We start from the raw sequence: 12816 nt of genomic DNA, 5'->3' as shown, positions 1-12816 counted from the left end.
GGTCACCGGCCTTCCCCGACGCGCAGCAGGATCCGGGCGTCGCCCGCGGTGACGACCGAGCCGGTGATCAGGACCCCGGCGCCGCGGTACTCGCCGGTCTCCTCGGCGAGGCCGATCGCCCGGTCGATCGCGTCGTCCAGGCGCTCCTCGACATGGACGCGCTCCGGGCCGAACACGCTCTCGGCGAGCTCGGCGAGCTCCTCGGGCGGCATCGAGCGCGGCGAGGAGTTGCGCGTCACGACCAGCTCGGCGAGGACGGGTTCGAGCTGGTCGAGGACGCCGGCGACGTCCTTGTCCGCGGCGATCGCGAGAACCCCGGCGAGCCGGGTGAACCCGAACGACTCGGTGACCGTGTTGACGGTCGCGGCCATCCCGGCCGGGTTGTGCGCGGCGTCCAGCAGGACGGTCGGGCCCGTCCGCACGACCTCAAGGCGGCCGGGCGAGGCGGACTTGGCGAGGCCGCTGCGCACCAGCGCCGGGTCGAGCTGGCCCTCGTTCCCGCCGAGGTAGGACTCGCCGGGCGCGATGCGGGTCGCGGCCTCCAGGTTGGGCTCTCCCCTGGTCGGCGTGCCGCTGGCGAACGCCTCCACGGCGGCGAGGGCCGTCGCGGCGTTGCTCGCCTGATGGTCGCCGAACAGCGGCAGGAAGACCTCGTCGTACACGCCGTGCAGGCCCTGGAGGCGCAGCTGCTGGCCGCCGAAGGCGACGTCGCGGCTGAGCACGCCGTACTCGATGCCCTCGCGCGCCGCCGCGGCGCCGGTCTCCGCGACCCGCCGCAGCAGCACCTCGGCCGCCTCGACCGGCTGCTGCGCCAGCACCACGACCGACTCCGGCTTGATGATCCCCGCCTTCTCGGCGGCGATCTCCTCCAGGGTGTCACCGAGGTAGCGGGTGTGGTCGAGCCCGATCGGGGTGATGACGGCGACGGCGCCGTCGGCCACGTTCGTCGCGTCCCACGCGCCGCCCATGCCCGTCTCGATCACGGCGACGTCGACGGGCGCGTCCGCGAACGCGGCGTACGCCATCGCGGTGAGGACCTCGAAGAACGACAGCCGCGCCTCGTGCTTGCCGTCGACCAGCTGCGCGAACGGGAGGACGTCCTCGTACGCGGCGACGAACCCCTCCTCGCTGATCGGCTCGCCGTCGATCGCGATCCGCTCCCGCAGCGTGGTCAGCTCCGGGCTGGTGAACAGGCCCGTGCGCAGGCCGCGCTCGCGCAGCAGCGCCTCGATGAGCCGGGCGGTGCTGGTCTTGCCGTTGGTCCCGGCGATGTGGATCACCGGGTAGGCGCGGTGCGGCTCGCCCAGGACGTCGACGAGGTCGCGGACGCGGTCGAGGGTGGGGTCGATCTCCCACTCCACCCCGCGGGCCATGATCGCGCCGACCGCGCGCCGGTAGTCGGACGCCTCGGTTACCTGGTTCACGATCTCAGAGCCTACTCGGCGGTCCGGGGGGTTCCGGACAGCCCCACACTTGAGTCATGGACGTGTTCTACCGGGAATGGGACCGGCGGGCTCCAGGCGCGTCCCGCGATCTCGGGCGGGCGCGGGCGCTGGCGTCCGTCCTGGGCGTCCTGGGCCCGGAGGTGCCGGTCCTGACCGTCGTGGGGTCAAAGGGGAAGGGGACGGCGGCGACGTACGCGTCCGCCTATCTGGCCGCTGCTGGTCTTCGGGTGTGCACGGTCACGAGCCCTGCTCTGCGCAGCGACCGCGAACGGATCAGGGTCGATGGGCGTGCGGTCTCTGAAGAGGAACTGGCTTTCCTGGGGAGCGTGCTGGACGAGGCCATCGCCGCGCTACCGGCGCCTGCGGGTGGATATCTGTCGCCTTCTGGGTTGTTCACGATCGCGGGTGTCGTGCATGCGCGACGTGTCGGGGCGGATGTGATCGTCCTGGAGGCGGGCATGGGCGGGCGGTCCGACGAGGTCTCCCTCTTCCCGCCCGCCGTCGTGGCGATCACGCCGATCTTCCGTGAGCACGCCGGGGTGCTCGGGGACACCCCGGCGGAGATCGCGGAGGAGAAGCTGGGCGTGGCGGGGGCAGCGACGATCGTGCTGTCCGCTCCTCAGCCGGCCGAGGTCAGCAGGGTGCTCGGTGACGTGGAACAGGTGGAAAACGGTGGTAGCGGGCTCGTGGCGGAGTTGCTGCCCGGCGGGCTGGTGCGCGGCAGCGCCGAGCTCGGCGTCGCCGCCGCCCGCCGCGTTCCGGGCGTCACCGAGCCGCCGAGCGGGCGGCTGCGCGAGGTGCTCGCGTCGGTCGTGCTGCCGGGGCGGCTTTCCTGGCACGAGGTGCCGGGATCGGCGACGCGGCTGCTCGTCGACTCCGCCGTCGACGGGACGGGAATCGCCGCCGCCCTCACCGCCGCGCGGCACGCCTGGGGCGCGATCGACCACGTCGCCGTCTGCCTCCCCGACCACAAGGACCTGGACGGCGCCGTCGCCGCGCTGGACGGGCTGCCGGTGACGTTCGTCCGGCTGCCGCTGCCTCATCTGCGCTTCACCCGCCCGCTGCCGCCCGGCTGGGACGTCGTCGGCGCCGACGCCGTCACGCCCGCGTTCCTCGCCGCGCTCGGGCGCCGCGTGGTCGCCCTCGGCACCGTCTACTTCACGGGGCTCGTCCTGGACGCGGTCGGCGCCGGCACCGAGCGGCTCTTCGTCACCGCGGCTTCTCGACGTCCTTCCTGATCCGCCGCATGATGTCGGCCATCAGCGCGAACCGCGGGTTGAACGAGGGACGGTTGGAGGCGACGACGCCGTAGGAGTCGGCCGTCGCCCATGCGCAGTACGTGTGGGTGTCGGCGAGGACGGCGAACGTCCCGCAGACGGCCTTCCCACCGTTCGCGCCTGGGTCGGCGCCCTGCCCGATGATGAACGTCGTCGGCCGCGCCTTCTGCAGGAAGCCCTCAGGGTCGCCGACGTTGCCCGTCCCGCCGACGAACAGCACGTTGATCGGCCGGGCGGGTTCCTCGCTGTACACGGCCTTGCCGCGCTCGGCGATCGGGACCCCGGCCGCCTCGACCGCGGTGGCGACGAACGCGTACGCCGCGCTGGCCTCGGGGGCGGTCAGGCCGTCCATGCGCAGGCCGCCGGCGGTCGCGCCGGCGCTGATCACCGTCGTGGGCGCGGGGGCACCGGCGGCGCGGGCGTCCCGCCCGCCGGGGGGCTTCTTCTCGCCGCCGTCGATGACGCCGGTGTCCGTCCGGAACGCGAGCATGCCCGCCATGACCACGACGGCCCCGACCGCGGCGACACCCCAGACGAGCAGGACCTTCGGGAACCGCTTCGCCCCGCCCGCGGACGGCCGCGCACCGGGCAACGGCGGCCTGGGCAGCGGCGGACCGGGCAGCGGCGGGCCCGGCGGGCCGGGGACCATGGGCAGCGGGCCCGTGCCGTCCGGGACGATCGGATGCCCGCCCGACGCGTCCCGGATCACGATCTGCGGGCCCGTCCCGTCCGGGATGATCATGCGTGGGCCCGTCCCGTCGCCGGAATCGGCCCACCACGGGCGCGCGTCGCCCCAGGGGCCGGCCGCGGCGCCCTCCGGGAGGTCACCCTGCCCGGCGGGCCGGGGCGCGTTCGGGTCATCGCCGGACGAGGAGTCCGGCCTGTCGGACCGAGGGGGTGATTCGGCCATGGCACTCCCGATGGTTCTGCTGCCGTGTCAGCCCGCAGGCAACGCGGTCAGCTGTGACTCCAGCCGCCTGATGTCCGCCTCGGCCTGCGCGAGCCGGTCCCGGTTCTTGGCGACGACGGCCTCGGGCGCCTTCGCCATGAACGCCTCGTTGCCGAGCTTGCGGCCGACCTGATCGACCTCCTTGCGCGCGGCGGCGAGGTCCTTCTCCAGCCGCTTGCGTTCGGCGGCGACGTCGATGGCGCCCGCCGTGTCGAGCCGGACGGTGACGTCCTCGACCGGCAGGGACGCGGTCGCCGCGAAGCCGTCCCCCGGCGCGGTGAGGCGCAGCAGCGCGCGGACGCCCTCCTCGTGCGCCGCGAGCGGCGAGCCGCCCCACTCCAGCACGGCCGCGACCTTCTGGCCCGGCTTGAGGCCCTGGTCGGCGCGGAACCGGCGGACCTCCGTCACGAGCCGCTGCAGCGACTCGATGAGGGCCTCGGCGTCGCGGTCGGCCCGTGCGGGCTCGGCGGACGGCCACGGCGCGGTGACGATCGTCTCGCCGCCCGAGGTGGGTTCGGGCGGCGTAATGCATAGAGCCGTCCACAGCTCCTCGGTCACGAACGGGATCACCGGGTGCAGCAGCCGCAGCAGCTTGTCGAGGACCTCGCCCAGCACGCGGCGCGTCGCCTCGGCCCGGTCGTCGGCCAGCTGGACCTTCGCCAGCTCGACGTACCAGTCGCAGACCTCGTCCCACGCGAAGTGGTAGAGCGTCTCGCACGCCTTCGCGAAGTCGTAGGACTCCAGGTGCGCGTCCACCTCGGCGATGACCGTCTGGAGGCGCGACAGGACCCACGCGTCGACGGTCGTCACCTTCTCGGGCATCTCGCCGCGGACGTGCGCGCCGTTGATCAGCGCGAACCGCGTCGCGTTCCACAGCTTGTTGCAGAAGTTGCGCGACCCCTGCGCCCACTGCTCCGCCACCGGGACGTCGCCGCCGGGGTTCGCGCCGCGCAGCAGCGTGAACCGGGTCGCGTCAGCGCCGTACTCGTCGATCCACTCGAGCGGGTCGATCACGTTCCCGAACGACTTCGACATCTTCTTGCCGAACTGGTCGCGGACCATTCCGTGCAGGGCGATCGTGTCGAACGGCTGGACGCCGTCCATCGCGTACAGGCCGAACATCATCATCCGGGCGACCCAGAAGAACAGGATGTCGTACCCGGTGACCAGCACGGACGTCGGGTAGAAGCGCTTCAGGTCGTCGGTCTCGTCGGGCCAGCCGAGCGTCGAGAACGGCCACAGCGCGGAGGAGAACCAGGTGTCGAGGACGTCGGTGTCCTGCGTCCAGCCGGCGGGCGGCTCCTCGTCCGGGCCCGGGCAGACGACCTCGCCGTCCGGCCCGTACCAGACCGGGATGCGGTGCCCCCACCACAGCTGGCGGCTGATGCACCAGTCGTGCATGTTGTCGACCCACTCGAAGTAGCGGGCCGCCATCTCCGGCGGGTGGATCTTGACGCGGCCGTCGCGGACGGCGTCGCCCGCCTCCCGCGCCAGCGACTCGACCTTCACGAACCACTGCAGCGACACGCGCGGCTCGACGACCGTCGCGCACCGCTGGCAGTGCCCGACCGAATGCTTGTAGGGGCGGACCTCCTTGACGATCCGGCCCTGCTCGCGCAGCGCGGCCACGACCGCCGGGCGCGCCTCGAACCGGTCGAGGCCCTCGAACGGCCCGGACGCGGTGACGACGCCGCGCTCGTCCATGACCGACAGGGACGGCAGCGAGTGCCGCCGCCCGATCTCGAAGTCGTTCGGGTCGTGCGCCGGGGTCACCTTGACCGCGCCCGTGCCGAACTCGGGGTCGACGTGCTCGTCGGCGACGACGGGGATGCGGCGGCCGGTCAGCGGAAGCTCGATCTCCCGCCCGACCAGGTGCGCGTACCGGGCGTCCTCTGGATGAACGGCAACGGCGGTGTCGCCGAGCATAGTCTCCGCCCGCGTGGTCGCGACGACGATCTCGTCATCGCCCGATCCGTACCGGAGGGAGACCAGCTCGCCGTCGACGTCCTCGTGCTCGACCTCGATGTCGGACAGGGCGGTCAGGCAGCGCGGGCACCAGTTGATGATGCGCTCGGCGCGGTAGATGAGCCCGTCGTCGAACAGCCGCTTGAAGATCGTCCGGACGGCACGGGCACGGTCGTCGTCCATGGTGAACGCCTCGCGGGACCAGTCGACGCTGTCGCCGAGGCGCCGCATCTGGCCGAGGATCCGGCCGCCGGACTCCGCCTTCCACTGCCACACCCGCTCCACGAACGCCTCGCGGCCGAGGTCGTGCCGCGACACGCCCTCCTTGGCCAGCTCGCGCTCCACCACGTTCTGGGTGGCGATGCCCGCGTGGTCCATGCCCGGCACCCACACCGTCGCGTGGCCCTGCATACGGCGCCGCCGGACGAGGGTGTCCTGGATGGAGTGGTCGAGCGCGTGGCCCATGTGGAGCGAGCCGGTGACGTTCGGCGGCGGGATCACGATCGAGAACGGGGGGCCGTCCTGGCCCGCGGTGAACAGCCCCGCCGATACCCACCGCTCGTAGAGGCGGCCTTCTACGTCCGCCGGGCGGTACTGGGTGGGCAGGTCGACGTCTGCGGCGGCCCCCTGGCCGCGCTGAGTGCTGGGCTGTGTCACGGCGGCGATTCTACGGGGACCGGAGAGCCTCCCGGCCCCGGTGGCCGGGCGTTTCCCGCCGCGGTCGGGACACAGGTCACCTGACACCGGGTCGCCCCGCCGGAAAGGGTTGCGGGGAAAACCCGAAACGGCGAGGCGGAGGGGAGGGACGGGATGCGAGCGGTACTGGCACGTGCAGCGGTGCTGGCCGGCGCGTTCACCGCGGGGGCCGTGGCGGCGCGTGCCGCGACCATCCCTCACCTCCGCCGCCTCACCGCCGACCTGCAGCGATCGCGGGAACGGATCCTCGCCAGCAGCGAGGAGGAGCGCCGCCGGCTGCGGCACGACCTGCACGACGGGCTCGGGCCGACGCTCGCCAGCCTCGCCATGTCGCTGGACGCGGCGCGCATCACGCTCGCCTGCGAACCGGAACGTGCCGATCCGCTGCTCGCCGACGTCCGGGACCGGCTGGCCTCCGCCGTCGGCGAGATCCGCGACCTGGCGCACGGCCTGCGCCCGCCCGCCCTCGACGACCTCGGGCTCGTCGCGGCCATCGAGTCGTTCGCCGAGGGCTGCTGCGAGCGCGTCGACGTGCGGTTCGACGGCGCGCACCTGGAGCTGCCCGCCGCCGTCGAGGTCGCGGCGTACCGCATCGCGCAGGAGGCGCTGACGAACGTCCGGCTGCACGCGCCCGCGAGCACCGCGATGGTCCGGCTGACGCGCGACGCCGAGCTGCACCTGATGGTGGCCGACACCGGCCCCGGGCTGCCCGACGCGTCCCGCAACGGCGGGCAGCCGATGCGGCGCGGGATGGCGGCGATGAAGGAGTGGGCCGCGGAGGTCGGCGGCAGCTGCGCGATCACGTCCCGCAACGGCGGCGGAACCGTCGTCACCGCCCACCTGCCGCTCGCCGCCGCGGCGGCGGCCGCCGGGTACCATCGTCCTTCCATGGGAAGAGGCGGGGCGTAGATGGCGGAGACGATCCGGGTCCTCATCACCGACGACCATCCGGTGTTCAGGCAGGGCCTGAAGGGCCTGCTGCAGGCGCTGGGCGTGGACGTCGTCGGCGAGGCGGAGAACGGCCCGGACGCGGTCCGGCTGGCCGCCGAGCTCCAGCCGGACGTCGTCGTGATGGACCTGCACATGCCGGGCGGCAACGGCATCGAGGCCACCCGCACCATCACCCGGACGAACCCGCGCATCGGCGTGCTGGTGCTGACGATGTTCCGCGACGACGACTCCGTCTTCGCGGCGATGCGCGCCGGCGCCCGCGGCTACCTGCTGAAGGAGTCCGGCGCCGAGGAGATCGCCCGTGCGGTCCGGGCCGTCGCGGCCGGCGAGGCCATCTACGGCCCTGAGATCGCCCGCCGCGTCCTCACCTACTTCACGGACATGCCCGACCCGCGCCGCGCCGCGTTCCCCGAGCTCACCGACCGGGAGCGGGAGGTGCTGGGGCTGATCGCGCAGGGCCGCAGCAACGCCGACATCGCCGGGACGCTGTTCCTCAGCCAGAAGACCGTCCGCAACCACGTCTCGAACATCTTCATGAAGCTGCACGTCGCCGACCGCGCCCAGGCCATCGTCGTGGCCCGCGAGGCCGGTCTCGGCGAGTCGTCGAAGACCCGCCACTGACGAGGCTGCCCCCGGAACGCCGAACGCCCCCGACCGTGAGGTCGAGGGCGTTTCGTCGTTCGCCTAAGCCGACTTTTCGCGCGGTTCGCGCTTCGGGCGGTCGCGCGGGACGAGGGTCGGGTTGACGTGCTCCAGCACCGCCTCGCGGGTGATGACCACGCGGGCGACGTCCTGGCGGCTCGGCACCTCGTACATCACCGACAGGAGGACCTCCTCCATGATGGCGCGCAGGCCGCGGGCTCCGGTGCCGCGCAGGATGGCCTGGTCGGCGATGGCCTCCAGCGCGTCGTCGGTGAACTCCAGGTCGACGCCGTCGAGCTCGAAGAGCCGGTGGTACTGGCGGACCAGCGCGTTCTTCGGCTCGGTGAGGATGTTGATCAGGGCCTCACGGTCGAGGTTGTGCACCGACGTCATGATCGGCAGCCGGCCGATGAACTCGGGGATCATGCCGAACTTCAGCAGGTCTTCCGGCATGACGTCGCCGAGGACGGCGGAGGACTCCTCGAAGTCGGACTTGGAGCGGATCTGGGCGCCGAAGCCCATGCCCTGCTTCCCGACCCGCGACTCGACGATCTTCTCCAGGCCGGCGAACGCGCCACCGCAGATGAACAGCACGTTGGTGGTGTCGATCTGGATGAACTCCTGGTGCGGGTGCTTGCGGCCGCCCTGCGGCGGGACGCTCGCGGTGGTGCCCTCCAGGATCTTCAGCAGCGCCTGCTGGACGCCTTCGCCCGACACGTCCCGGGTGATCGACGGGTTCTCGCTCTTGCGGGCGACCTTGTCGACCTCGTCGATGTAGATGATCCCGGTCTCGGCCTTCTTGACGTCGTAGTCGGCCGCCTGGATGAGCTTGAGGAGGATGTTCTCGACGTCCTCCCCCACGTACCCGGCCTCCGTCAGCGCCGTCGCGTCCGCGATCGCGAACGGCACGTTGAGGAGTTTGGCGAGCGTCTGCGCGAGAAGCGTCTTACCGGATCCGGTGGGGCCGAGCAGCAGGATGTTCGACTTGCCGATCTCGACCGGGTCTTCCCGGCCGGTCTCGCCCGACTGGATCCGCTTGTAGTGGTTGTAGACGGCGACGGACAGCGCCTTCTTCGCCGTCTCCTGCCCGATCACGTAGGAGTCGAGGAACTCGTAGATCTCCCGCGGCTTGGGCAGGTTGTCCCACTTGAGGTCGGAGGTCTCGGAGAGCTCCTCCTCGATGATCTCGTTACAGAGATCGATGCACTCGTCGCAGATGTACACGCCCGGACCCGCGATGAGCTTCTTGACCTGCTTCTGGCTCTTTCCGCAGAACGAGCACTTCAGCAGGTCACCGCCGTCGCCGATGCGTGCCACCCAACTGTCTCCTTTTCGTGGGGCCGCCCGCCATGGAGATTGCGGCGCAGCTCGGTTGCGTCCCGAAGGCTCTCGACGTTGGTTTCGACGTTACCGCCTCCAACGGACTTGGGAAGCCCCTCGCCCGGAAGTGTGACGCCCGGGCTCGGGGGTCTCCCTCGTCCTGGTGCCGTCTCAGGACGACACTACCTCGGCCTTGCGCTTCCTGCTGGCGAAGACGTCGTCGATAAGACCGTATTCCTTCGCCTCGTCCGCCGTGAGGATCTTGTCGCGCTCGATGTCGCGGCGGACCTGCTCGATGCTCTTGCCGCTGTGCTCGGCCAGGATCGTCTCCAGCAGCTCCCGGATCCGCATGATCTCGCGCGCCTGGATCTCGATGTCGCTGGACTGGCCGTAGGTGCCCTCGGTCGCGGGCTGGTGGATCAGCATCCGCGCGTTGGGCAGCGCGGCGCGCTTGCCCGGCGTCCCGGCGGCGAGCAGCACCGCCGCGGCGGAGGCCGCCTGGCCGATGCAGACCGTCTGGATGTCCGGCTTCACGAACTGCATCGTGTCGTAGATCGCCGTCATGGCGGTGAAGGATCCGCCGGGCGAGTTGATGTAGATGCTGATGTCGCGGTCCGGGTCGATCGACTCCAGCGTGATCAGCTGGGCCATCACGTCGTTGGCGGACGCGTCGTCGATCTGGATCCCGAGGAAGATGATCCGCTCCTCGAACAGCTTGTTGTACGGGTTCATCTCCTTGACCCCGTACGTGGTGCGCTCGACGAACGACGGGATGATGTACCGGCTCTCGGCCGGGGCCGGGCCGCCGCCCGCCTGGACGCCGGGCCTGCTCCCTGTGGGGGGACGACCCCCCACGCCCCCCGGAAGGGGCCGAGTCAGATCGGTGAAACCCGGTCGGATGAGGTCGCTCACTTGTCTGCCTCCGAAATTCTGGTCAGGTCGTCAGGAGACCGTGCCCTCGGAGGGCACCTGGGTGGCGCTGAGCACCACGTGGTCGACGAATCCGTAGTCCTTGGCCTCGTCGGCGGTGAACCAGCGGTCGCGGTCGGAGTCGCGCTCGATCTGCTCGAGCGGCTGGCTCGTGTGCTCGGCGATCTTCTCGGCGAGCGTCCGCTTGACGTACAGCATCTGCTCCGCCTGGATCTTGATGTCGGAGGCGGTGCCACCGATGCCGCCGGACGGCTGGTGCATCATGATCCGCGCGTGCGGCAGGGCGTAGCGCTTGCCGCGCGTCCCCGCGCACAGCAGGAACTGCCCCATCGACGCGGCGAGGCCCATGCCGACCGTGACGACGTCGTTCGGGACGTACTGCATGACGTCGTAGATCGCCATACCGGCGGTGACGGAGCCGCCTGGCGAGTTGATGTAGAGCGTGATGTCGCGGCGGCCGTCCTCGGCCGAGAGGAGCAGCAGCTCCGCGCAGATGCGGTTCGCGATGTCGTCGTCGACCTGCTGGCCGAGGAAGACGATCCGCTCGCGCAGCAGCCGCTGGAACAGCTGGTCACCCAGAGGCAACATGGGCGCCTCGGCGACCCGCGCCTGGATCCGTGACGACTCGTCGAAAGTCGGAGGCATGCTCACCGGTGTTCCTCCGGTCCTTTTATCGGTTCGGATGATTGGACATTAACGCGCTCACGGGCCCGCTTAAGCCCGTGGGGGCGGCTTTTCGCCAGGGGCGTACCCGCTGGCGACCGGGTGTGTCGTGGGAATACGCGACACGCCCCGCACCCGGTGTCCGGATGCGGGGCGTGCTCGGTGCTGTGCAGAACGTCCAGAGCGCCTTAGGAGGACTTGCCCTGGGGCGCCTCCGGCTCCTCGGCCGGGGACTCCTCAGCGGCGGCCTCAGCCGCCTCTTCGGGCGTCTCATCGGTCTCGGCCGCGGCCTCCGCGTCCGTTTCGTCCGTGGCCTCGGTGCCGGTGGCCTCGGTGGCCTCGGTGGCCTCGGCTTCGACGGTCTCGCCGGTCTCGCCGCTCAGCTCGCGCTGGACGGCCTCGACGTCGATGACGTTGCCCGACTCGTCCTTGACCGTGACGTGCTCGACGACGAGGTTCAGCGCCTTGCTGCGCAGCACCTCCGAGACGATCGCCGGGAGCTGGTTGTTCTCGGTGAGGTACTGGGCGAGCTGCTGCGGCTGGACGCCCATCTGCATCGCCTGCGTGACGACGTACTCGCTGAGCTCCTCGTTCTCGACGTTCAGCTCCTCCTGGACGGCGAGCTGGTCGAGGACGAAGCCGCCCTTCACCGCGAGCCGGGCGGCGTCGGCGACCTCGGTGTCGAACTCCTCCGCGGACTTCTCCTCGTCCTTGAGGTAGTCGTCCTTGGTCATGCCGGCCATCTGGAGCTGCTGCTCCAGCTGCTGGTTGCGGCGGCCGATCTCCTCGTCCACGACCGCGTCGGGGAGCGGGATGTCGATCTTCTCCAGCAGCGCCTCGAGGGCCTTGTCGCGCGCGTCGGACAGCTGCTGCGCCTTCACCTGCCGGCCGAGCCGCGTCCGGACGTCGTCGCGGAGCTCGTCGATCGTGTCGAACTCGCTGGCGAGCTGGGCGAACTCGTCGTCCAGGTCGGGCAGGTTCTTGATCTTGACGCTCTGCACGGTGGCCGTGATCTCGGCCTCCTCGCCGGCGTGCTCGCCGCCGGTCAGCGCGCCGGTGAAGGTGGCCTCCTCGCCCGCGGCGAGGCCGATGAGCGCGTCGTCCAGGCCCTCGACGGAGGTCTTGCTGCCGACCTCGTAGGAGTAGCCGGTGGTGGAGGCGTCGGCGACCTCCTCGCCGTCGATCCGCGCGACCAGGTCGACGGTGGCGAAGTCGCCCTCCTCGACGGCCCGCTCGGCGGTGGTCAGCGAGGCGAACCGCTCGCGCAGGTTGCCGAGGGTCTCCTCGACCTGCTCGTCGGTCACCTCGGCGTCGTCGACGACGACCTCGAGGCCGTCGTAGTCGGGCACCTCGAACTTCGGCCGGATGTCGACCTCGGCGGTGAACGCGAACTGGGTGCCGTCCTCCAGCTCGGTCACCTCGACGTCGGGCTGCCCGAGCACGAAGAGCTCGGACTCCTCGACGGCGCGGCCGTACAGCCCGGGAAGCGCGTCGTTGACCGCCTCCTGCAGCACCGCGCCCCGGCCGACGTACTTGTCGATCAGCGGGGCGGGGACCTTGCCGGGCCGGAAGCCCTTGATCCGCACCTGCTGCGAGATCTCCTTGTACGCCTTGTCGAGGTTCGGCTTGAGCTCGTCGAACGGAACCTCGACGGTGAGCTTGACCCGCGTGGGGGTCAGCTCCTCGACATCGGTCTTCACTGGGGTCGGTCTCCTTGATCGGGCGCTTTCTCGCCGCGGCGTTCGACGCGTGCGTCTGGGTGCTGCCTGCGAGGCCCTCGGCCCGCGCGGACGGCCGCCATCGCGTCGGCCCGCCCGTGTCGTCCATCGGCCGGTCGGTCTCTCGGCGGCGCGGGCACGCCGGACACGGCTCCGCGCCTTCGCGCGGCCAAGTCTATGGGGTAGCGGCGCCGGCTGCGGACATCGGAGGCTCCCCGGACCGCCGAATCAGCGTCAGCAATTCGGTACAGGCAGTGACA

The 12816-nt window shown here is 71.3% G+C and carries 10 protein-coding genes; 3 read left to right on the top strand and 7 right to left on the bottom strand.

The window, feature by feature from the left end:
- Positions 1–2 precede the first annotated feature (2 nt).
- Complete coding sequence (locus ACH34S_RS36205) at positions 3–1373, bottom strand: bifunctional folylpolyglutamate synthase/dihydrofolate synthase (protein WP_395957433.1); 1371 nt, start codon at positions 1371–1373, stop codon at positions 3–5.
- 107 nt (positions 1374–1480) lie between these two features.
- Here ACH34S_RS36205 and ACH34S_RS36200 point away from each other — a divergent pair, with 107 nt between their 5' ends.
- Positions 1481–2683, top strand: a complete 1203-nt coding sequence (locus ACH34S_RS36200) for a hypothetical protein (protein ID WP_395957408.1) — start codon at positions 1481–1483, stop codon at positions 2681–2683.
- Here the strand turns inward: ACH34S_RS36200 and ACH34S_RS36195 are convergent.
- Both ACH34S_RS36195 and ACH34S_RS36190 read right to left on the bottom strand, forming a co-directional pair.
- Positions 2655–3632 (bottom strand): hypothetical protein, encoded by a 978-nt coding sequence (locus ACH34S_RS36195; RefSeq protein ID WP_395957407.1) that lies wholly within the window; start codon positions 3630–3632, stop codon positions 2655–2657. The genes ACH34S_RS36200 and ACH34S_RS36195 overlap by 29 nt on opposite strands.
- Positions 3633–3659: 27 nt before the next feature.
- Positions 3660–6293, bottom strand: coding sequence for a valine--tRNA ligase (locus ACH34S_RS36190; protein ID WP_395957406.1), 2634 nt, complete (start codon positions 6291–6293; stop codon positions 3660–3662).
- 153 nt (positions 6294–6446) lie between these two features.
- Here ACH34S_RS36190 and ACH34S_RS36185 point away from each other — a divergent pair, with 153 nt between their 5' ends.
- Complete coding sequence (locus tag ACH34S_RS36185) at positions 6447–7241, top strand: sensor histidine kinase (protein ID WP_395957405.1); 795 nt, start codon at positions 6447–6449, stop codon at positions 7239–7241.
- Entirely contained in the window at positions 7242–7904 is a 663-nt protein-coding gene (locus ACH34S_RS36180) for a response regulator (RefSeq protein WP_395957404.1), read from the top strand.
- A gap of 63 nt (positions 7905–7967) precedes the next feature.
- On the opposite strand, the gene clpX is transcribed toward ACH34S_RS36180, so the two are convergent.
- From clpX to tig, 4 genes are all read right to left on the bottom strand, one after another.
- Positions 7968–9242, bottom strand: a complete 1275-nt coding sequence (clpX, locus tag ACH34S_RS36175; RefSeq protein ID WP_395957403.1) for an ATP-dependent Clp protease ATP-binding subunit ClpX — start codon at positions 9240–9242, stop codon at positions 7968–7970.
- A 174-nt stretch (positions 9243–9416) separates the two neighbouring features.
- Positions 9417–10100: an ATP-dependent Clp protease proteolytic subunit gene (locus tag ACH34S_RS36170; protein WP_395957402.1), complete on the bottom strand. Its 684-nt coding sequence runs from the start codon at positions 10098–10100 to the stop codon at positions 9417–9419.
- 87 nt (positions 10101–10187) lie between these two features.
- The gene (locus ACH34S_RS36165; protein WP_395957432.1) at positions 10188–10820 is read right to left on the bottom strand and encodes a ClpP family protease; all 633 of its coding nucleotides are present in this window, start codon (positions 10818–10820) and stop codon (positions 10188–10190) included.
- Between the two features lie 206 nt (positions 10821–11026).
- Positions 11027–12538, bottom strand: a complete 1512-nt coding sequence (gene tig, locus ACH34S_RS36160; protein ID WP_395957401.1) for a trigger factor — start codon at positions 12536–12538, stop codon at positions 11027–11029.
- Positions 12539–12816 lie beyond the last annotated feature (278 nt).

Source organism: Actinomadura sp. 3N508 (assembly GCF_044326375.1).
Lineage (GTDB): Bacteria > Actinomycetota > Actinomycetes > Streptosporangiales > Streptosporangiaceae > Spirillospora.
The sequence above is the reverse complement of the archived record's forward strand: the minus strand, read 5'-3'. Positions and strand labels throughout refer to the sequence as shown.

Bases quoted from the DNA above. Each gene is read 5' to 3' on its own strand.
- ACH34S_RS36205 (WP_395957433.1), bottom strand. From the start codon at position 1,373: ATGGCCCGCGGGGTGGAGTGGGAGATCGACCCCACCCTCGACCGCGTC.
- ACH34S_RS36200 (WP_395957408.1), top strand. From the start codon at position 1,481: ATGGACGTGTTCTACCGGGAATGGGACCGGCGGGCTCCAGGCGCGTCC.
- ACH34S_RS36195 (WP_395957407.1), bottom strand. From the start codon at position 3,632: ATGGCCGAATCACCCCCTCGGTCCGACAGGCCGGACTCCTCGTCCGGC.
- ACH34S_RS36185 (WP_395957405.1), top strand. From the start codon at position 6,447: ATGCGAGCGGTACTGGCACGTGCAGCGGTGCTGGCCGGCGCGTTCACC.
- ACH34S_RS36180 (WP_395957404.1), top strand. From the start codon at position 7,242: ATGGCGGAGACGATCCGGGTCCTCATCACCGACGACCATCCGGTGTTC.
- ACH34S_RS36165 (WP_395957432.1), bottom strand. From the start codon at position 10,820: ATGCCTCCGACTTTCGACGAGTCGTCACGGATCCAGGCGCGGGTCGCC.